Annotated in this window: 16 protein-coding genes; 14 read left to right on the plus strand and 2 right to left on the minus strand. The window is 38.4% G+C overall.

What is annotated here, in order from left to right:
• Nucleotides 1–18 precede the first annotated feature (18 nt).
• Together AAEY62_RS07035 and AAEY62_RS07040 are read right to left on the minus strand one after the other, a co-directional pair.
• Entirely contained in the window at nucleotides 19–1,500 is a 1,482-nt protein-coding gene (locus AAEY62_RS07035) for an FMN-binding glutamate synthase family protein (RefSeq protein ID WP_024589465.1), read from the minus strand.
• Between the two features lie 180 nt (nucleotides 1,501–1,680).
• On the minus strand, nucleotides 1,681–3,462 hold the full coding sequence (locus tag AAEY62_RS07040) for a DUF885 domain-containing protein (RefSeq protein WP_024589466.1): 1,782 nt from the start codon (nucleotides 3,460–3,462) through the stop codon (nucleotides 1,681–1,683).
• Between the two features lie 358 nt (nucleotides 3,463–3,820).
• Between AAEY62_RS07040 and AAEY62_RS07045 the strand changes: the two genes are divergently transcribed.
• The 14 genes from AAEY62_RS07045 (at nucleotide 3,821) to mdoH (ending at nucleotide 20,335) form a co-directional block, all read left to right on the plus strand.
• On the plus strand, nucleotides 3,821–4,807 hold the full coding sequence (locus tag AAEY62_RS07045; RefSeq protein ID WP_024589467.1) for a GGDEF domain-containing protein: 987 nt from the start codon (nucleotides 3,821–3,823) through the stop codon (nucleotides 4,805–4,807).
• An 83-nt stretch (nucleotides 4,808–4,890) separates the two neighbouring features.
• Nucleotides 4,891–5,646, plus strand: a complete 756-nt coding sequence (gene ubiE, locus AAEY62_RS07050) for a bifunctional demethylmenaquinone methyltransferase/2-methoxy-6-polyprenyl-1,4-benzoquinol methylase UbiE (protein ID WP_024589468.1) — start codon at nucleotides 4,891–4,893, stop codon at nucleotides 5,644–5,646.
• 11 nt (nucleotides 5,647–5,657) lie between these two features.
• A complete protein-coding gene (locus tag AAEY62_RS07055) occupies nucleotides 5,658–6,341 on the plus strand; it encodes a ubiquinone biosynthesis accessory factor UbiJ (protein WP_024589469.1) in 684 nt (227 codons plus the stop codon).
• A 9-nt stretch (nucleotides 6,342–6,350) separates the two neighbouring features.
• Complete coding sequence (ubiB, locus tag AAEY62_RS07060; protein WP_024589470.1) at nucleotides 6,351–7,955, plus strand: ubiquinone biosynthesis regulatory protein kinase UbiB; 1,605 nt, start codon at nucleotides 6,351–6,353, stop codon at nucleotides 7,953–7,955.
• Between the two features lie 80 nt (nucleotides 7,956–8,035).
• Nucleotides 8,036–8,284, plus strand: a complete 249-nt coding sequence (gene tatA / locus AAEY62_RS07065) for a Sec-independent protein translocase subunit TatA (protein ID WP_004334954.1) — start codon at nucleotides 8,036–8,038, stop codon at nucleotides 8,282–8,284.
• A 5-nt stretch (nucleotides 8,285–8,289) separates the two neighbouring features.
• Nucleotides 8,290–8,622, plus strand: coding sequence for a Sec-independent protein translocase protein TatB (gene tatB, locus AAEY62_RS07070; protein ID WP_024589471.1), 333 nt, complete (start codon nucleotides 8,290–8,292; stop codon nucleotides 8,620–8,622).
• A 48-nt stretch (nucleotides 8,623–8,670) separates the two neighbouring features.
• Nucleotides 8,671–9,411 carry a twin-arginine translocase subunit TatC gene (tatC, locus tag AAEY62_RS07075; RefSeq protein WP_024589472.1) on the plus strand — a complete coding sequence of 247 codons (741 nt, stop codon included), beginning with the start codon at nucleotides 8,671–8,673 and terminating at the stop codon, nucleotides 9,409–9,411.
• A 1-nt stretch (nucleotide 9,412) separates the two neighbouring features.
• Nucleotides 9,413–9,931, plus strand: coding sequence for a hypothetical protein (locus tag AAEY62_RS07080; protein WP_024589473.1), 519 nt, complete (start codon nucleotides 9,413–9,415; stop codon nucleotides 9,929–9,931).
• Nucleotides 9,931–10,716, plus strand: a complete 786-nt coding sequence (locus AAEY62_RS07085) for a TatD family hydrolase (protein WP_024589474.1) — start codon at nucleotides 9,931–9,933, stop codon at nucleotides 10,714–10,716. Before AAEY62_RS07080 ends, AAEY62_RS07085 begins: the two co-directional genes overlap by 1 nt.
• Entirely contained in the window at nucleotides 10,716–12,569 is a 1,854-nt protein-coding gene (locus AAEY62_RS07090) for a sensor domain-containing diguanylate cyclase (protein ID WP_024589475.1), read from the plus strand. The genes AAEY62_RS07085 and AAEY62_RS07090 overlap by 1 nt, the downstream gene beginning before the upstream one ends.
• Nucleotides 12,570–12,581: 12 nt before the next feature.
• On the plus strand, nucleotides 12,582–13,592 hold the full coding sequence (hemB, locus tag AAEY62_RS07095) for a porphobilinogen synthase (RefSeq protein WP_007579839.1): 1,011 nt from the start codon (nucleotides 12,582–12,584) through the stop codon (nucleotides 13,590–13,592).
• Between the two features lie 128 nt (nucleotides 13,593–13,720).
• Entirely contained in the window at nucleotides 13,721–16,453 is a 2,733-nt protein-coding gene (locus tag AAEY62_RS07100; protein WP_024589476.1) for an ExeM/NucH family extracellular endonuclease, read from the plus strand.
• Between the two features lie 329 nt (nucleotides 16,454–16,782).
• Complete coding sequence (locus AAEY62_RS07105) at nucleotides 16,783–18,402, plus strand: glucan biosynthesis protein G (RefSeq protein WP_024589477.1); 1,620 nt, start codon at nucleotides 16,783–16,785, stop codon at nucleotides 18,400–18,402.
• Entirely contained in the window at nucleotides 18,374–20,335 is a 1,962-nt protein-coding gene (gene mdoH, locus AAEY62_RS07110; protein WP_024609386.1) for a glucans biosynthesis glucosyltransferase MdoH, read from the plus strand. The genes AAEY62_RS07105 and mdoH overlap by 29 nt, the downstream gene beginning before the upstream one ends.
• The last annotated feature ends 832 nt before the right edge of the window (nucleotides 20,336–21,167 follow it).

Raw genomic sequence — 21,167 nt, forward strand, 5'->3', positions numbered from 1 at the left:
TTTTAGTTAGTTAAAAACTTACTTATAGTTTTCGTAAATTTTATCGAGCGGTTCTGATAAACCACTTTCTTGCACTATACGTACATGTTCACGTTTTAATTCGCGTGCACTAGTCACACCACAAGAATGAGCTATTAGCCCAGCTCCGTAATGAATGTATTTATTATAGTTAGCTACTCGCTGCGCTTTATCAGCTACATTTAAACCACGTTGCAAACGCTCGTTATGCGTAGTGATACCCGTCGGACAGGTATCTTTATTACATTGCATTGCCTGAATACAGCCCAGTGCAAACATATGCCCCCGAGCCGATACAACAAAATCAGCACCGAGCGCTAACGCCCAAGCAACCTTTGAAGGAACAATTAATTTACCTGAGGCGATTATTTTAATACGATCTCGCAGCCCATGTTTTTCAAGCATGTTAACTACAAGCGGTAAACTTTCGCGCAGTGGTAAACCCACCGAATCCATAAGCGGTTGTGGTGCTGCGCCCGTACCACCATCAGCACTATCTATGGTAATAAAGTCAGGTGCAGACTCTATACCACGGTGGTTTATTTCAGCGAACAACGTTTCTAACCATCCGTAAGCACCAATTACCGCTTTAAAGCCTGTAGGCTTTCCTGTCGCGTTACGTACAGTGGCAATCATATCGAGAATATCGGCTGGGTTTTTAATTTCAGGATGACCATTGGGGCTAATAGAATCTTGCCCTTCTGGTATACCCCTAATTTTAGCTATTTCGGCGTTGACTTTGCGCCCTGGTAACATACCACCTTTACCTGGTTTTGCGCCTTGGCTCATTTTAAGTTCAAACATTTTTACTTGTTCGTGAGCCGCTATTTCTTTAAGTTTTTCAGTACTTAAATTACCGTGCTCGTCTCGTGCACCATATTTAGCGGTACCAATTTGGAAAACAATATCAGCCCCCCCTTCTAAGTGATAAGGGCTTAACCCCCCTTCACCGGTGTTCATCCAACAACCTGCTAGTTTTGCCCCTTTTGATAAGGCTCGTACAGCTGGCTTTGAAAGCGCACCAAAACTCATACCAGATACATTGAATAACGAGTTGGTTGTGTAAGGTGTTTTACAGTATGGACCCAAAGTAACATTGCTCGGGTCGAGTGCTTCTTCATCTAAAGTAGGAAAAGCACAGTTCATAAACATAACCGTACCTGTTACTTCTAAGCTTTGCGTAGAACCAAACGCAGCTGTACGGTCAACATCTTTTGCTGCACGATAAACCCAGCTTCGCTCTGCGCGGTTAAACGGCATTTCTTCTCTATCTTGAGCAAAAAAGTACTGTCTAAAAAACTCCCCTTGGCGTTCAAAAAAATATCGAAAGCGACCAATAACAGGGTAATTACGTCTAATAGCATGCTTTGTTTGCGTTACATCTCGAATATAAAAAATAATAACAGTAAGCACAACGAACCCGAGTACAACTATAAACATACTTGCAAATATATCGATACTAAACATTATAAAATTGCTCATTTATGACCCTTGGTGATTTTTAAAATAATACCTAATAAATACTGACCGTTTTAATGAACTAAATGGCTCATTATATTTACTAACTTGCTTGCTTAAAATAACAAATACAAACACTTACCAACAAACTAGTAACTTAAATAGCTATAAAAACAACTCAGTACCCATTTTTTAAAATTATACTTATTTACTTTCCAGCTTAACTGATTCATTTTTTATATACATGCGTACTTGTGTTTCTAGCACTGATAAAGGCACTGAACCATGACGTAATATTTGATGATGAAATTCACGAATATCAAAGTTTTTTCCTAGCGCTTGCTCTGCCTCAGCGCGTAAACGCTTAATAGTTAGCTCACCTATTTTGTACGAAAGCGCCTGTGCAGGCCATGTAATATAACGATCGGTTTCGGTTTTAACGTTATGCAACGAAAGCGCTGTATTTTCGCTCATAAAGTTCATGGCACGCTCGCGACTCCAGCCATACGTATGCATACCTGTATCAACAACTAAACGCGCTGCTCGCCACATTTCATACGTCAAACGACCAAAACGGCTATATGGGTCTTGGTAAAAGCCTGCTTCTAAACCTAAATATTCAGAGTAAAGCCCCCAACCTTCGCCAAATGCCGAAAGGTAAGCATCACGACGATAGCTCGGCAGATTTTCAAGCTCTGCATTAAGTGATATCTGTAAATGATGACCTGGCACTGCTTCGTGCAGCGTTAATGCTTCCAAAACATACAAAGGACGCTTATCTAAAGCGTAAGTATTTACCCAATAATACCCTGCTTCATCATCTCGATTAGAGCCTGAATATCGACCGGTTGTGTATTTAGGTGCAATACTGGCCGGTACAGGTGCTACACCATAAGGTTTGCGCGGTAAGGTATGAAATAACTTAGGCAGTTGTGCATCCATTTTTTTAGCAATATAAGATGCTTCTTTTAAAAGCTGCTCTGGTGTTGTAGCGTAAAATTGTGGATCAGTGCGTAAAAAGTGGATAAATTCAGCAAACGTGCCTTTAAAACCTACCTCTGCTATTACGTTTTCCATTTCACTACGAATTCGCTCAACTTCTTTTAAGCCAAGTTCGTGAATCTCTTTAGGTGTCATGTCGGTGGTGGTGTAGTACTTAGCTCTATTTTTATAAAACGCTTCGCCATTAGGTGTTTCTGATATGCCAATACTTGTACGTGCAAAAGGTCGATACTGCTGCGTAAAAAACACTAAGTAACCTTTATAAGATTTTATAACCTCTTTTTTTATAATGATTTTGGCTTTTTGTTGTAGTGCTTTAAATTCACTGTCGCTCAAACCCGCTGTATTAGTTAAAAAAGGTTTATAAAACTCAGATGTAGTTACATCGTCAACAATGTAAGCATTAATTGAATCTTCATAACCTTCCAATACAGCTTTAGGTTGAGTAAGCCCAGTCTCAAGCCCTTTTTTCATCCAATACATGTTTTGCTCAAAAAAGCGCGGAACTTGCGCCAATCGTGCAAGATACACTTGGTAATCTTCCGGGTTTTTATATTGAGAGCTATTTATTATGTACGACAAACCAGAATGAAACCCATATTCAGAGGTGAGCGGCATATAGTGCGCATTAAATACATATTCATCGACACTGTTTTGTACTTGAGCTCGAATAATATCGAAGTTAATTTGATTTTCATCGCTTAGCTTTTCAATATTAATAGTGTCTAATTCAGCAAGTAATCGCGTTTTATTTTTATATTCTTGTGCTAAAAATTCGGGCGATAAATTTGGTAATAAGTAACCTTCAACTCCCTCTAAGTTTCTATAAGGATTAGTACTTTGCCTATAATCGACAATGCTTTTCGCTACTTGGGTGAATTGTTTATTGGCATTTGGTGTTGTTATTTGGCATGCACTCAATGAGCACAAAACCGTGATGCCAAATAAATATTGGCGAAGTGGCTTAATTAAAAAATGATTCATTATAATGTAACTTAGCAGTGTTATTAATTTCACAAAGCTATCGCAGGCTAAATAAATAGCAAGTAAATGAGACCAACTTTAATTAATAAACCTTACTAAAAACAAGTGTATTAAAGTGAAAAGCGACACTAACAGAGTTAATAATAAGCTTAATTGATGAGAAAAACAGCTATCAAGCTGCTAAAGTAAAATTTAAGTTCCCTAACATCTGTTTTTACTTTTAAATAACGCACATAACGATTACTGTAGTAAAAAATAATAAAAAGCTCGGACGCATAACCGCCTCATGGAATGAGATATTCGAATTTGCACTTATGCGTACTTAGTTGGTATTTAAAAAATGATGTTCCATGATTCCATGGCTATTGCACAAGAAAAAATGACCAAAGTGTGTGTTTTTTTAGAGCGTTATGCGCTCCCACCTACGCCGCTGAATTATCAAGTTATTTATGCTTATACCAGTCAAACTAATCTCAAGCTAAATAAAGCTTTAGACCGTGCTATTGCTGTTGAAGACAATATAGATAGCGTTTTAATTGAACAGCTACATTCTGAGTTTTTAAATACTGGGCACAAAGCGCAAGTTAACATGATTCAAAATGTTGATGGTGTTATAAACTCACTTTCTCAAAATTCTCAAGCTACTGAAAAGCAAATAATTCGCTTTGCGGGTCAAGTAAGCGAATGCGTACATTCGCTAGATGAGAACAACATAGAACAAAGCCGTCAAGCGCTTGAAGTACTTCATAATCAAACCGCCGAATTACTCAACCAACATAAGCAATTTAAGCAAGAACTAAGCAAAGCCAAACAACTACACGAAAAAACACAAAAGCACCTAACTCAACTTCGTAAACAGCATATTATTGATAGCCAAACAGGGCTTTATAAGCGCCATTATTTAACGCAACAAACCCAAGTGTGGACTAATCAACAAAAATCTATTTGCGCAATAGCGATTCAAATAGACAACCTTGACCACTTTACTAAAAATTATGGTGATATTATTGGTGAAGTCATTTTGAGTAAGGTAGCTAAGCAAGTGCAAAAATATGTTTTTCAAAGTGGCTTACCTGGTCGCACAGCTAAAGATCAATTTACTGTTTTGCTCGCCGACATCGACCCAGATACGGCCAATGTGATAGCCGAGAAAGTACGAAATGGGGTCGAAAAGCTACGCTTTGTTAGTTCAAAAACAGGTATCAAGCTACCAAGTATTGGCTTATCACTAGGAATTGCACAGCATCAACAAGAAGATGATTTTAATCAGTTAGCAAAAAAAGCATCTCATGCGGCTTTTAAAGCACGTTCATTAGGGCAAAGTAGTTACACTGCAGGGCAATAAATTACCTGATAAATCATATTCAAATTGCACCTACTGCGTACAATAAAGTACACTAACCTCTATTGTCACGATAGAGATTAATCATGAACGAAACCGAACAAAAGACCACGCATTTTGGTTATAAAACAGTAGCCGAGAACGACAAAGCTTCTATGGTTGCTGATGTATTTCACTCAGTAGCTGCAAAATACGATGTAATGAATGATTTAATGTCTTTTGGTGTGCATCGTTTATGGAAACGTCAAACTATTGCAAGCTCAGGTGTTCGTAAAGGCCATCATGTACTCGATTTAGCCGGCGGTACTGGCGACTTAACTGCAAAATTTAGTCAATTAGTGGGCGAAACGGGTCAAGTTGTTTTAGGTGATATAAACTCATCTATGCTTAAAGTTGGTCGTGAAAAACTACATAATCTTGGGTTAGTGGGCAATATAGACTACGTACAAATGAATGCAGAAATGCTGCCGTTCCCAGATAATAGCTTTGATGTGATCACTATTGCCTTTGGCTTACGTAACGTTACCGATAAAGACAAAGCATTACGCTCTATGTACCGCATTTTAAAGCCAGGTGGTCGTTTACTTGTTTTAGAGTTTTCAAAACCAGAGCATGACGTACTTAGTAAAGCTTACGATTTTTACTCATTTAATTTATTGCCTACAATGGGTAAGCTAGTTGCTAACGACAGTGAATCGTATAAGTATTTAGCTGAATCTATTCGTATGCATCCAGATCAAGACACGCTAAAAGCGATGATGGAAGATGCAGGCTTTGAGCAAACAACATACCAAAACCTCACAGGCGGAATTGTTGCGCTGCATCGTGGTTTTAAATATTAAGGCTAGCAGTTATGGCGCTTGAGAAAATAACAAAAAATAATAATGATGCAATGCCATCTGAATTTTTTATGTTACCTAGTTTTGTACTCTCGCTTATTGAGCGTGTACTAAATCAAGCACTTAGCCTTGACCCACAATTATCTCAAAAGCTAAGCGCAGTTAAATATCAGCGCTTAGTGGTTGAAGTAAGAGATTGGCAACAAAGCATCCAACTTGTTTATAGCGCTGAGCAATTACACTTATACAGTGCTCAAAATAATGAAAACGCAGATTGTATGATCAGCGCAGACATAGACACGCTTTTAGCTCTTAAAAACCCAGCTATGCTTACCCAGTTAATTCGCCAAGATAAGCTCAACTTACAAGGCGATTTAAATATTGCGCAAACTTATAGTAATGCGTTTTCAGGCATTGATATTGATTGGCCTGAACAGCTCTCTAGATACATTGGTGATACTCCCGCCCAGCAGTTATATCTGCACTTAAAAAAACTAAAACAAAAGAGCAGCAAAACCAACACTAAAATAAGTACAATGCTTACAAGTTTATGCCAAGATGAGCTCGCAATTACTATTCACCCATTAGAACTTGAGCAATTTAAACAAAAAAATAGAGAACTCAAAGGCCAAGTCGCTGCTGTTGAGCAGCGTATAAATACCCTGTTAAACTCTTTTTCACCTTCAAACACCCGCTAAGGATTTTTTGTGTCGACTGCACGTTTATATAACATCACCAAAACTTTACTTAGCTATGGGCTAGACGAGCTAATTCCAAAACATAAGATCCCTTGGTTTGGTAGAGTAGCTCGTGGCAGTTTGTTTTGGCTGCGTAATCAGCACAAAGAAAAACCTGCAGGGCTACGCTTACGTTTGGCACTACAAGAGCTTGGTCCTGTTTGGATTAAGTTTGGCCAAATGCTCTCTACTCGTCGTGACTTACTCCCTCATGATATCGCTTTAGAGCTTGCATTTTTACAAGATCAAGTTCAGCCATTTGAAGGCGAACTTGCACAAAAAATCATAGAAAAAGCGCTAGAAATTAACGATATAAGTGAATTGTTTAGTGAGTTTTCACAAACTCCACTGGCCTCTGCATCTATAGCGCAAGTACATACAGCAAAGCTTATTGATGAGCAAAGCATTGAACAAGATGTAGTCATTAAGGTTATTAGACCCAATATTTACGAGCAAATTAATGCCGATTTAGCGTTAATGGAAAAGCTCGCTAAGGTACTTGCAAAAGTCCATAACGAATCAAAACGTCTACGCCCCGTTGAAGTGGTTAAAGAATACAAAAAAACACTCCTAGACGAGCTCGATTTAATGCGAGAAGGTGCCAACGGCATTCAACTAAAACGCAATTTTGAAGGCTCTGATTCATTATATATCCCTGCAGTTTACAGTGATTATAGCCGTAGCAATGTGCTGGTAATGGAGCGTATTTACGGTATACCGGTGTCTGATACGAATGCATTACTGGCGCAAAACACTAATATGAAATTACTTGCTGAGCGCGGCGTAGAAGTGTTTTTTACGCAGGTGTTTAGAGACAGCTTTTTTCATGCCGACATGCACCCTGGTAATATATTCGTCTCTCGCGAGCATCCTGAAAATCCAATGTATATCGGTATTGATTGCGGTATAGTTGGTACGTTAAGCAAAGAAGATAAACGCTATTTAGCTGAAAACTTTATCGCCTTTTTTAATCGTGATTATCGCCAAGTTGCACAGCTACACGTTGATTCAGGTTGGGTACCACCAGATACTAGCATTGAAGAATTTGAATTTGCGATTCGCACAGTTTGTGAGCCTATATTTAATAAACCTTTGGCTGAAATTTCATTTGGTCACGTGCTCGTAAATCTATTTAATACTGCACGTCGTTTTAACATGCAGGTACAACCGCAATTAGTATTGCTACAAAAAACCTTATTATACGTTGAAGGATTAGGGCGTCAGCTTTACCCGCAACTCGACTTATGGAAAACAGCCAAACCCTTTTTAGAAGATTGGGTGAAGCAGCAAGTTGGACCGCTATCAGTACTGAAGCAAATGTATGCTAACTTGCCATTTTGGGCTGAAAAAATGCCTGAACTACCTGATCTAATTTACCAAAATTTAAAGCGTGCACCACACGCTCATCAACCTCAAGAACAAAAGGTATCTCATAAACCTTTAATATTGAGTTTATTTGGTAGTGCTACAATGATTATGGCAACACTTTGTTATTTACAGCACGATTTAGTAGCTGCAAGTATTGCAATAAGCTTATCGGCTATTAGCTTTATAGCGGCATGGCGCAGCGCATAAACTGGGTGCTATTTGCGCTAGTGAGCGTATAATTAGTATTTAAAATAAACATTTAACCGTTTTATATATTGGAGAAAACCATGGGTTTTGGTGGTATTAGTATTTGGCAATTATTAATTGTTTTAGCGATCATAGTTTTACTTTTTGGCACAAAAAAACTACGCGGTATGGGTGGTGACATTGGAGGCGCTGTTAAAGGCTTCAAAAAAGCAATGTCGGATGATCAAATGAGCGAAAAAGAGAAATCCGAGCAAATTCAACAATCAGAAAAAAACACTGCTGACAACTCAACCGATACTGAAAAAAACAAAGATAACAATAAGGTTTAATTAGTATGGGCATGTGGGAACTTGTTGTTATTTTTATTGTGGGTTTAGTGGTGCTCGGCCCTGAGCGCTTACCTGTTGCGATTAGAACAGTGAGTAAATGGGTTAAAACCGCTAAATCACTTGCCAACTCAGTAAAAGCCGAAGTAAGTGAAGAGCTTCGTATTCATGAGCTGCACGAAAACCTTAAAAAAGCAGAACAGCAAGAATTAAAAGATTTAAGCCCTGAGCTACAAAGTTCATTAACAGAGCTACAAAAAGCGGCGGAGTCAGTTACTCACAGCTACAAAAAAACACAACCTGATACATCAAATAACCAACAACTTGATGAAAAAAAGTGAAATTTATCTCTCACTTTGTGGTCAACTTACTACATGGTATAAAAAATAATGGCTGAGGAAGTAAAATCGGGGTTTGTAGCGCATTTAATTGAGTTACGTGATCGGCTAATAAAAGCACTATTGAGCATTTTAGTTATTTTCATTGCCATAGTATATTTTGCGAATGATATTTACGCCTTTGTTGCACAGCCGTTAGTTTCGCATTTGCCAAGTACTGCGACTATGATTGCAACTGATGTAACTGCACCCTTTTTTGCACCTTTCAAACTTACTTTATTTGTCGCTTTATTTGCGTCGATTCCGTGGATATTGCATCAAATTTGGGGCTTTATAGCACCGGGGTTATATCAGCACGAAAAGAAAATGCTCATGCCCATTCTCGCCTCAAGTATAATATTATTTTATGGCGGCATAGCTTTTTGTTATTTTGTAGTTCTGCCAATTATTTTAGGCTTTTTTACAAGTACCGGCCCAGAGATGATGACTCTTGCCCCCGATATAAGTAGCTATTTAGGGTTTGTATTAAAACTATTTTTTGCATTCGGTGTCGCTTTCGAAATTCCAGTGGCAATTATGTTGCTATGCTGGAGTGGCGCAACAACAACAACAAGCTTAAAAGAAAAGCGCCCTTATATCGTGGTGGGTGTATTTGTAGTGGCAATGTTTTTAACACCGCCTGATGTTTTATCACAAACATTATTAGCATTTCCGATGCTTCTTTTGTTTGAACTAGGTTTAATTTTAGCAAAATTTTATACCGCCAAACCACAAAAAGAATCTGAGGAATAAAATGAAAAAACAACTACTCTCACTATTGGTTTTATTAAGTGCGCCTACTTTTGCTGCGCAAACTGAATTTAATACTCAGGCCCTGCAAGCATGTAGCTTTATTGAAAATGACTTTAACCGATTACTTTGCTATGACAATACAATTGCTGGTAAATCACTAACAAAGCCAACAATAACAAAAACGCTCACTCCACCAACGGCTAACAATGTGCCTCAAGTCGTAGCTGCAGCACCAATTCAAGCAAAGGCAAAAGCTGACAATTTTGGTTTAGAGCATAAAATAGAAGAGCAAGTAGAGAAAGAAACTGAAATAAAAGCCATGATTACATCAATTGATGAAGCTGCTTATGGCGAGTTAATTATTTCACTAGATAACGGCCAACAATGGCGCCAAATTGGCTCTGACAGCATGCGTTTAAAAGAAAATGATACAATTATAATTAGTCGCGGTGCATTCAGCTCTTTCTTACTGAAAAAAGACGGTAAAAACCGCTCTATTCGCGTTAAACGTACTAAGTAATGTCATATACGTTAATTGATGCTGGGGTTAACTTAACTAATCATCAATTTGATGACCAGCATCGTGATGTAATTACCCGCGCAAGCGAAGCCGGGGTTACAAATATGCTTATTATAGGTTGTGATATTGCAAGTAGTCAGCAATCACTTGAACTTGCGATAAAACATCTTCAATATTCTACGGCGGGTGTCCACCCGCATGATGCTAAATCGGCGACGAATGAATTAGAAGTACAATTAACTGCACTTGCAAACAATAAGCAAGTCATAGCGATTGGTGAATGCGGCCTTGATTATAACCGTGACTTTTCACCTCGCGATGTACAGCGTAGTGTTTTTAGACGCCACCTAGTGCTTGCCGAAAAATTAGATTTACCTGTTTACTTACATGAACGTGATGCAAGTGACGATATGTTGAGCATTCTAAAAGAGTTTAATATTCGCGGTGTGCTTCATTGCTTTACGGGTAACTCAGTAGCTCTTAAGCAATATTTAGATTTAGGTCTGTATATTGGTATAACAGGTTGGGTATGTGATGAAAGGCGTGGTAAAGATTTACAACAACTAGTGCCTAGTATTCCTCTAGATCGATTATTAATAGAAACTGACGCGCCATTTTTAATTCCACGAACAGTTAAGCCAAAACCTAAATCGCGTAAAAATGAACCTGCCCTGCTTCCTTATATCTGTCAAACGGTTGCACAACTTTATCAAATAGATGAAGAAGTTGTAGCCCGTAAAACTACAGAAAATTTTCACCGTGTTTTTGGTTTAGAAGATCGTTAATGGCCTATGCAAAGGCACTTTTAAGCCTATTGGTATTCCTTTGCACTTTTTGCTCTTTCGCAAACCCGGTAATAATAAAACACGATTTTAACTCTCAAAACATCAATAATCTGTATTACTCTTTTGAACCAACATCGCTATTAAGTGCACAACAAAGTGGCCATATACAGTGGCTAAAAAACACAGGAAAACCTCTCAATTTAGGACTAGAGCAGCGTTCTGTGTGGATAAAATTTAAAATAAAAAACACGCTTAGTTATAATACCGAACAACTGTTGTCACTAAACAACCCTCTGCTAAACGACGTTCAAGTATATCAGTTACATAACTCGCAATTAATTTCTCACACCCAAATTGGCGATGCATACCCCCTTGATAAACGTGCGATTAAGAGTGAATCTTTATTAGTTAAATTAATTAGCCCTGCAAATAGCGAAACCATTATTATTATGAGAGTGACGAATAGCTCCGGCTTGCGAGTCCCTTTAACGCTGTGGCAACCAGAAGCTTATTTGGCACATAAAGGTAAACTTAATTTACTCTATGGCTTATTGATTGGTTTTATATTTTCTTTAGGTGTGAGTTGCTTAGTTTTATATAGTTTTTCACGTAAACGTTATTTTGTTTATGCTGGTTTAATTACCCTCACATTAGGTAGTTTATTAGCCTACATTTGTGGCTTTGGCCTAAAATATATTCATCCTAATTTGCCAGCATTACAGCAAGTTATGATCCCTGTATTACTTATGCTTATTGCTTTAATGTTTTTGCCTTTACAAAAGCAAATTTGCCATCCAAAGCCCTCTTTTTTACTAACGGTTCAAAAAGTGGTAGTTAACGCATTAGGTGTCTCGTTATTATTTATTTGGCTATTTCCAAACCATATAGTGACACTATTTTGCTTAACTACTATCCCAATCGTTTTAGGCTTTTATATTGCAACTACACTTATGTGCATACGTTTATCACCTTCTAAACCTAATAAAGCGCTACTGCTCGTATTAGTTTTTTTCTTGGTGGTGATGCTTTATTTTATTGTTGCAGTAATAGGGCTATACGCCTTTGACAGAAGTACATTAGCATTTGTATTTACATGCTTTTTTAGCTGCACATTTTGTCTATGCTACAGTGTAATGAAGTTATTTATTTTGCAACGTGATGAAGAAGTAATTGCTCAGCAAACCTTGATTGCTGAAAATGCGGCTCAAGATACGCTACTTAAAGAGCGCTTAAAGTTACAAGAAAAAACACGCCAAGAACTCGAATCACAAGTCGACGAACGCACCTTTGAATTACAAATTACACTCAGAGAACTTGAAGAAAAAAACCGCTCACTTGAGTTACTCAATACCGAAGACGCTTTAACCGGAATAAAAAACAGACGCTTTTTTGATAAAAAGCTAATAATGGAGCTTCGTCGGTCTCGCCGTGAACAAACGCCGCTTAGTATTGTTATGCTTGATATAGACCGATTCAAAAGCATTAACGATACATACGGACACATAATTGGCGATCAAGTTATTAAAGCTGTATCTGACCTTATAAAAGATCATTTAAAGCGACCACTCGATGAAGTTGCTCGTTATGGCGGTGAAGAGTTTGTGGTGCTATTACCTAATACCCCCAGCGAAGGTGCACAAGACATAGCTGAAAAAATACGAGCAGCTATCTCAGCCAGTACAGTAACGGTTGCCAATAATGATATTCAATTTACAATTAGCGCTGGTGTATACACCAGCATTGCTGATGATGTTAGCAATCCTCAAATTTTTACTGAGTGCGCCGACAAAGCACTTTATTACGCAAAGCAACATGGCCGTAATCAAGTAATCACTTTTCCATTACCACAGTAGGAGCATATTAATATGGCCCAATCAGGATTAGACCTTTTCCCGTATACTCGCATGCGCAGAATGCGCCGCAGCGACTTTTCTCGCCGCTTAATGGCCGAAAACCAACTTAGCGTAAACGATTTAATTTACCCTGTATTTGTACTTGAAGGTAAAAATCGCCGCGAAGCAATTGAATCAATGCCTGGTATTGAACGTCTATCGATAGATTTACTATTGCTTGAGGCAAAAGAACTTGTTGAACTTGGCGTACCTGCCGTTGCTATTTTTCCGGTAACCCCTGCGGACAAAAAATCACTATTTGCCGAAGAAGCATATAATGACGATGGCTTAGTGCAACGTACTGTTCGCGCTTTAAAAGAAGCCTTTCCTGAGTTGGGTGTAATTACTGATGGTGCACTTGATCCATTCACGACGCACGGTCAAGACGGCATTATTGATGACACAGGCTATGTAATAAACGACGTAACCACCGAAATTTTAGTTAAACAAGCACTCTCGCATGCAGAAGCGGGCGCCGATGTAATTGCCCCTTCGGACATGATGGATGGCCGTATTGCTGCAATTCGTGAAGCACTTGAAGCTGATGGGTTTGTGCATACCCGTATTATGGCCTACTCAGCTAAATACGCATCTAGCTACTATGGCCCATTTAGAGATGCAATAGGTTCTGCTGGGAACTTAAAAGGTGCCGATAAAAAAACCTACCAAATGGACCCTGCAAACTCTGATGAAGCAATACGTGAGGTCGCATTAGACTTACAAGAAGGCGCTGATATGGTCATGGTTAAGCCTGGCATGCCTTATTTAGATATTGTACGTCGTGTTAAAGACGAGTTTGGTGTACCTACTTTCGCATATCAGGTAAGTGGCGAGTATGCAATGCACAAAGCAGCTATTGATAACGGTTGGTTAAGTGAGGAAGCTACTATAATGGAGTCTTTACTTGCATTTAAGCGTGCAGGCGCCGATGGAATATTGACCTATTTTGCTAAGCAAGCCGCACAATACCTAGCTAAAAAGTAAGGTTTTTATAAAAAGGCGGTTAAATCGCCTTTTGTTTACATTCGTTTACATTTTTGTATTATTTTCGTCATATTTATTCTCTAAACTGGTGTCCCATTTTGGGATTAATACACGGGAATAATAAAAAAATGTTTAAAACAAAAATAACACCACTCGCACTTGTTATAGCAAGTCTCAGTGCACCAGCCTCTGCAGATCTAATCATTTCAGAATACATAGAGGGAAGCAGTAATAATAAAGCAATTGAGCTTTATAATAATGCACCTACCTCAATAGTACTTGATGGATACACATTAGGACTGTATTCAAACGGTAGCGATACTGTAGGAAATTCTATTGCTTTAACAGGTGAATTAGCTGCAAATACAACATACGTAATTGCCAACTCCGGCGCAATTGAAGACATACTAAGTATTTCCGATACTACTAGCACTGTTACATTTTACAACGGTGACGATGCTCTTGTGTTAACAAAAGATGGTATTGTAGTCGATAGCTTTGGTCAAGTGGGTGTAGATCCAGGGTCATTTTGGTCTGATGCCTCAGCACAAACGCAAAACAAAACACTCCGTAGAAAAGACAGTATTACAACAGGCCGCACTGATTCAACATCAGCGTTTAGCCCTAGCGATGAATGGGTTCAATTTGATATAGATACATTCGATGGATTAGGTTCTCATTCTGGTTCTGAAGGCAGTGCTCCTGAACCAATTCCAGAACCAGAACCACTTGAACCACTTGTTTGTGGCGCAGAAAAAGTACTAATTAACGCTATACAAGGCGATAGCTCTGCAAGCCCGCTTGTTAATACTTTAGTAGAGTTTGAGGGTATTGTAACCGCAGACTTCCAAGATGATGATCAATTAAAAGGCTTTTTTGTTAGCTCACTTGCTGCTGACATAGATGCAAATCCTCTCACCTCTGAAGGTGTATTTGTTTATTTTGCAGATATTGACGTAAACGTAGGCGACCATGTACGTGTACAAGGTACTGTAGAAGAATATTTTGATGCAACACAAATCGGCAGTGTTAGCCAAGTTGCCGTATGTGGCACTGGTTTAGCTGCAGCAGCTACAAAAATCACTTTACCTTTAGCTGATACAACTGATTTAGAAGCTTTTGAAGGTATGTTAGTTACATTAGAACAACCATTAGTAGTAACTAATAACTTTGGCCTTGGTCGATATGGTGAAGTTGAATTAGCAACAGAACGCTTGTATCAAGGTACCCAAGTTGCATTACCTGGAGATGCAGCTAATGCAGTTGAAACTGAAAATCTACTTAAAAAGATTTTACTAGATGATGGCTCTACAGTACAAAACTTAGACCCTACAGCCTACCCAACTCCAGGCTTATCAGCAGAAAATACATTACGTACTGGCGATACAGTTAATACGGTTACGGGGGCACTTGCTTATAGCTTTAGCCTTTACAGAATCCACCCAACTGTAGCACCTTCGTTTATTGCAACAAATGCACGTGAAAATGCGCCTGAACTTAATGCTGAAGCAGATTTACGTGTAGCTAGCTTTAACGTACTTAATTACTTTAATGGTGATGGCCAAGGCGGAGGGTTCCCGACAGCCCGAGGTGCAGATTCAGAAGCTGAATTTACTCGCCAAGAAGCTAAAATTGTAAGTGCCATTAGCGCTATCCAGGCCGATGTTGTTGGTTTAATGGAAATTGAAAATGATGGTTTTGGCGAATTTAGTGCAATTGCAAGCTTAGTAGATGCATTAAATGACGCTGATAGTGCTAACAACTATGCATTTGTTGATTTTAACGTAGATCAAATTGGTACCGATGCAATTACTACCGCACTTATCTATCGTGCTAACAAAGTAGAAGAAATAGGTACTGCTGCTATTACGACTGAGGCTCCATTTGATTTTAGTAACCGTGCTCCAATTGCACAAAGCTTTAAATCATTAGAAACTGATGAAGTATTTACTGTTGCTGTGTCACACCTTAAATCTAAAAGCTGTGGTAGTGCTTCTGGAAACAATGCAGATTCAGGTGATGGACAAGGCTGTTGGAATGAAATACGCACAGAAGGTGCTAATGCATTCGCAAATTGGCTTGATAGCAAACCAACCGGTGTTGACGACGAAGATACTATTTTAGTCGGCGATATGAATGCTTACGCAATGGAAGATCCTATACGTGCATTTGCTGATAAAGGCTACAAAAATGTAGTTGCAGAAATTGATGGTGATACGCTTGGTTATTCTTACAGTTTTTCTGGTCGCGCAGGTAGTTTAGATCATGCAGTAGCTACCCAATCACTACTTAGCAAAATTGTCGCAGCAACAGATTGGCACATCAACGCAGATGAACCTATTTCTCTTGATTACAATGTAGAGTTTAAAAGCGAAGGTCAACAATCTAGTTTGTATTCTGAAAGTGCATACCGCGCATCAGATCACGACCCTGTAATTATTGATATTAAATCTGAAATCACTTTAACACCTGAAGAACAAACGCCAGTTATTAAAGCTGATCAAGTTTTTGCAGTCGATGAAAACAGCGCAATTGGAACAATTATCGGCACACTCGATTTTAGTGATCCAAATGCCGATGAATCACCAGTTGTTAAATTTATTACATCTGATAATGACAGCGTTTCTATTAACAATCAGGGGCAGCTAATTGTTGCTGGAGAGATTGATTACGAATTTGAAAATCGTATTACTTTAACAGTGCAAGCTCAGGATAGCGTGGGTAACTTATCTAACGTTGAAAAAGTAGCCGTGAAAGTAAATAACTTACGCTCAGATGATGATAATGATGCAGGTTCATTATTATGGTTATCACTTCTTTTAGCACCACTATCAATAGTGCGTCGATTTAAAAAGAAATAACTAAGTTAAATCTAAACATTTGAAAGCCGCTCTTGCGGCTTTTTTATTTTATACAAATGTAATTCAGACAAGCTTCATTAAACCCCCCGTAATATGTTCAGACGATCTGTGAATCTTCTAGTAATTAATCAGTAACAACTACATACATTTGAGTGAATTTTACACAACAAAACCTCAGTGAATTATGTATATAAATATTACCTATTGAAAAATATGAACTTTTATTAAGGTTTAAATTTTGCTCTAAGTTATTTAGAAGATACTTACAAAATAAAATCAATATTTACCCTAAACGTAAAAATAAGTCGTGTTTTTATAAAGGAATGAGAATGAAACAACTAACCCAAAATCTGCCTAAATGGCAAAAGAAGTCAGCACCACTACTGGGTCTACTTATTATTTTTTCGACTTGGGGCAATAGCAACCAAGCGATTGCTGCAACCGTTGATGTAGCAATCCCACAAAGTAGCTTATTTGACGTAATTAGCGCCCGCGCTAAAAAGTTAGCAAGCGAAGAATACGTGGCGCCTAAAAACATTGAGCTTGAAGCACTTAACAATATTGATTATCAAGATTACCGTTCAATTCGATTTAAAAAAGACAAAGCAGTATGGAAAGATGAAGGCCTGTACGAGCTGCAATTATTCCATCCTGGTTTTTTATATAAAACACCTGTGACAATAAATACCGTTGATAGCGACTCTAAACGCAGTCGCTTACCTTTCAGTACCGACTTTTACCAATACGATGGCACTGCTGCACCACTACAAGAAGAAATAGCTAAAAGTGTTGCGGATACTCAACTAGGCCATGCTGGATTTCGCTTACATTACCCGTTAAATACTAACGAGTATAAAGACGAAGTAATGGTATTTCAGGGAGCATCGTATTTTAGAGTCGTTGGCCCTCAGCAAGTTTATGGATTATCAGCTAGAGGCCTTGCCATTGATACAGCAGAAAATTCGGGTGAAGAATTTCCAATGTTCAAAGAATTCTGGTTAGTTAAACCAAAGGCCGACCAAACCCAAATCACCATTTTTGCATTATTAGATAGCCCATCTATATCGGGTGCATACAAGTTTAGTGTTGACCCTACAACTAATATGCTAGTTGATGTTGATATGCAGATATTTGCGCGTAAAGATATTAAAAAGCTAGGTGTAGCTCCACTAACGAGTATGTTTTACCACGGTGAAAACAGTACCAAATTTTTTGATGACTATCGCCCTGAAGTTCATGACTCAGATGGCCTATTAACTCAATCAGCTGATGATAAATGGGTATGGCGCCCTCTTAACAACCCTTCACAGCTAAGTGTAACTTCGTTTTCATATAATAATCCAAAAGGTTTTGGGTTAGCTCAACGAGACCGAGACTTTAATAACTACCTGGACACAGAAGCACATTACCACAACCGCCCTAGCCTATGGATCGAACCACAAGGTGAATGGGGAAGTGGCCGTGTAGAACTTGTAGAAATACCTACTGATACAGAAACTAACGACAATATCGTAAGTTACTGGGTACCAGAAAAGCCAATGAAAGCCGGTGATTCATTAAAGCTAAGCTACAAAATGACGACCTTTAATGCAGTTTTAACTCAGCACGAGAAAGCGAGAGTACTGCGCACAAGGATCGGTAGCGCCGCTTTACCAGGTGAAGACAATCCACCACCAAAAAGCCATCGCCAATTTACTGTTGATTTTACTGGGTCAGAAATAAATCAACTCTCTGAACAGTTAAAGCTAGATGCCGACATTCAACTTACAACAGGCGAAGTAACCGACGTGAATGTACAAAAACTGCCTGATTCACGAGGATGGCGTGTAGCCTTTAAAATTGCACCACAGGACGATCAACCCGTTGATATGCGTTTATCGTTAAAACTACGTGATAAAGAAATTAGCGAGGTATGGAGTTATGTTTGGTACCCAAATGACATCAAGTAATAAAGGTAAGGGCACTCCAATGCCATTCAAAACATTAAGAGTTTGGCTATTTGCTATTGCAGCGCTTGGCACATCTGGCTACGGCATATCTATTATGTTTGAGATTTTAAGCTCAAACGGTATGACATTACTTGAGTATGCTCTTTTAGTATTATTCTCAATCACTTTTGCCTGGATTGTAACGGCATTTTGTAGTGGAACAATCGGCTTTGTATTACAGCTATTACGAATTGACCCACTTACGCTAAAGCGTATTAAACCAATTGAGTTCAATAGTGAGGCAATTAACGCCCAAAAAACCGCCGTTGTAATGCCTATTTACAACGAAGACACCCACCGTGTTATCGCGGGCTTTGAAGTTAGTCTGCAATCGTTAAAAGAAACAGGTCAACTTGCAAACTTCGATTTTTATCTATTAAGCGACACGCAAGACCCAGAAATAGCTAAAAACGAGCTAAGTGCATGGCATGCATTGTGTGAACGTTTAGGTGATACGACTAAAAACGTTTTTTATCGTCGTCGCGAAGATAACAAACACCGTAAGGTAGGTAACCTAACCGACTTTTGTGAGCGCTGGGGCAGCCAGTACGACCATATGATTGTGCTTGATGCAGATAGCGTAATGACCGGAAAATGTATGCTAGAGCTTACTACAAGTATGCTCAACAACCCACAAGCAGGCCTGATCCAAACTATTCCGATCCCTGTTCGTCAAGATACCTTTTTTGGCCGTTTTTTACAGTTTGCGTCAGTGCTATATAGCCCAATGCTCGCTACTGGCTCTGCTTTTTGGCAAACTGATAAAGCCAACTACTGGGGTCATAATGCAATCATTAGAGTTGAAGCATTTATAACGTGCTGTGGCTTGCCAACACTAAAAGGTAATGCACCTTTTGGCGGCGAAATTTTAAGTCATGACTTTGTAGAAGCTTCACTACTTCACAGTGCTGGTTGGGATGTATTGTTGCTATCAGATATTGAAGGCAGCTATGAAGAAGTACCAAGTAACATTCTAGACTACGCTGTACGCGATAGACGCTGGGTGCAAGGTAATATTCAGCACTTAGGTTTATTGTCATCATCAAAATTAAAATTAATGAGTAAGCTGCACTTTTTACTTGGTGCGACAGCCTATATTTCATCACTAATTTGGCTCTCAATGCTAGCGCTAAGTACTATTGATGCAGTAACGCGCGCATTAAATAGTGATGTGTACTTTAACCGTGTTTATCAATTATTCCCTACATGGCAAATAGCTAAAACCGATCTGATTGATTCACTCTTGTATTTAACTATTGTTATTTTATTAATGCCTAAACTAATGGGCATAATAGTAACCTTAATACATAGAAGCAAACGCTTTGGTGGTTCAATTAAGCTCATACTAGGTTCAATCATTGAAACCGTATTTGCTATTATTGTTGCCCCATTAATGATGGTATTTCATGCTTACTTTGTACTTTGTGTGTTTTTAGGTAAAAAAGTGAAGTGGGATGCACAACCGCGCGAAGGTCGTATGGTTCCGTGGAAAGAGGCGTTTGGTTATACGTTATTCTCAACTATTGTGGCTATTGCATGGGGTTGTACGGCTTACTACTTCACGCCAGTATTCTTTTGGTGGTTATCACCTATATTGCTGGGCTTAGTATTAGGCGCTCCGATTATCCGTTATACCAGTAGCATTAAACTCGGTGTACAACTAAGAAAATTAGGTATATTTATTTGCCCTAGTGAAGTTGATAACGACTCAACTCTAGAAGCACTTAAAATACATCTAAAAGAAATTTCGGTACCAAAGGAAGGTGCTTATCCACAAACAATACCGGCACTACCACAAGAGCAGTTGGTAACAATGCCTATCCAGTCTTTTAAGAAGCCACGCAGGCTAAAGATGAAAGCGCTAAAAGCTAAGGCTATAAAAAAGTTTAATTAGCGCGTTATAAAATACAAAAACAAAAAAGGAGCGATTAATCGCTCCTTTTTGCTATCTAAATTAAAGATCAAGCATTGCATTTATCGCTAATATTTTCAATTTTGTTAGCTAACTTATTGCAGTACATTTTACAAATAGCTGATTGCGTTTCATCATCAAGTTGCCAGTTATAAAAATGGAACGTTTTACCATTATCTAACTCCACCTTAAAAATGGTGAAAAGAAAAAACGAACTAAATGATACGCAACTAATTTCCTCGCTATTGATATAACGCTTTGTGCATAAACGCGTATAACAAATGCCTGCTTTATAACAATGTAAAAAACGAAGATGAGGAATATTAAAAGTAGTAATAATCAGTAGAGCTGGCATTACAGTGAGAAAAACAATTTTTAGGTTCACAGAAAATATAATATGAATTAAAAATATTAAGCTGAATGCTAAAACGCATTTTGTAAATTGTAGCCACCAGTTTGGTGCTAATTTAATAGATTTCATGATCGTTACGTCTTATATAGAATTAATAGCAAACGTCTCTGCTGCGGAGACTTCCTTATCTGACTTTAGAGCTCCAGTCTAAAAGTGCTAGTATTCTACATTACGTATTTAGATGCATCAATAGAAGTTCTTAAAATTCATACAGTTACATTTACTTTACAATTAACCTCTTATAAACCAACCAATTAAGTGATTGAGGTAAATAAATTGCTCTCTAGCACCTTTTTATTAATTAGTAACATAGGACTAATTAATAACCTAGATTCAAATTGTAAGTGCATAACTTGTTTTGGCTAGATTAAGTGGTCAGTTGCTCATAAGCTAACTGCTTTT

It is taken from the genome of Pseudoalteromonas sp. GW168-MNA-CIBAN-0100 (assembly GCF_040309225.1).
GTDB lineage: Bacteria > Pseudomonadota > Gammaproteobacteria > Enterobacterales > Alteromonadaceae > Pseudoalteromonas > Pseudoalteromonas arctica.

What these genes read in the sequence shown, in the direction of transcription:
- mdoH (WP_024609386.1), top strand. Translation starts at nt 18,374, where the DNA reads ATGTTTGGTACCCAAATGACATCAAGTAATAAAGGTAAGGGCACTCCA.
- AAEY62_RS07035 (WP_024589465.1), bottom strand. Translation starts at nt 1,500, where the DNA reads ATGAGCAATTTTATAATGTTTAGTATCGATATATTTGCAAGTATGTTT.
- ubiE (WP_024589468.1), top strand. Translation starts at nt 4,891, where the DNA reads ATGAACGAAACCGAACAAAAGACCACGCATTTTGGTTATAAAACAGTA.
- AAEY62_RS07105 (WP_024589477.1), top strand. Translation starts at nt 16,783, where the DNA reads ATGAAACAACTAACCCAAAATCTGCCTAAATGGCAAAAGAAGTCAGCA.
- tatB (WP_024589471.1), top strand. Translation starts at nt 8,290, where the DNA reads ATGGGCATGTGGGAACTTGTTGTTATTTTTATTGTGGGTTTAGTGGTG.
- AAEY62_RS07080 (WP_024589473.1), top strand. Translation starts at nt 9,413, where the DNA reads ATGAAAAAACAACTACTCTCACTATTGGTTTTATTAAGTGCGCCTACT.
- AAEY62_RS07100 (WP_024589476.1), top strand. Translation starts at nt 13,721, where the DNA reads ATGTTTAAAACAAAAATAACACCACTCGCACTTGTTATAGCAAGTCTC.
- AAEY62_RS07040 (WP_024589466.1), bottom strand. Translation starts at nt 3,462, where the DNA reads ATGAATCATTTTTTAATTAAGCCACTTCGCCAATATTTATTTGGCATC.
- hemB (WP_007579839.1), top strand. Translation starts at nt 12,582, where the DNA reads ATGGCCCAATCAGGATTAGACCTTTTCCCGTATACTCGCATGCGCAGA.
- AAEY62_RS07045 (WP_024589467.1), top strand. Translation starts at nt 3,821, where the DNA reads ATGGCTATTGCACAAGAAAAAATGACCAAAGTGTGTGTTTTTTTAGAG.
- AAEY62_RS07055 (WP_024589469.1), top strand. Translation starts at nt 5,658, where the DNA reads ATGGCGCTTGAGAAAATAACAAAAAATAATAATGATGCAATGCCATCT.
- AAEY62_RS07090 (WP_024589475.1), top strand. Translation starts at nt 10,716, where the DNA reads ATGGCCTATGCAAAGGCACTTTTAAGCCTATTGGTATTCCTTTGCACT.
- tatC (WP_024589472.1), top strand. Translation starts at nt 8,671, where the DNA reads ATGGCTGAGGAAGTAAAATCGGGGTTTGTAGCGCATTTAATTGAGTTA.
- tatA (WP_004334954.1), top strand. Translation starts at nt 8,036, where the DNA reads ATGGGTTTTGGTGGTATTAGTATTTGGCAATTATTAATTGTTTTAGCG.
- AAEY62_RS07085 (WP_024589474.1), top strand. Translation starts at nt 9,931, where the DNA reads ATGTCATATACGTTAATTGATGCTGGGGTTAACTTAACTAATCATCAA.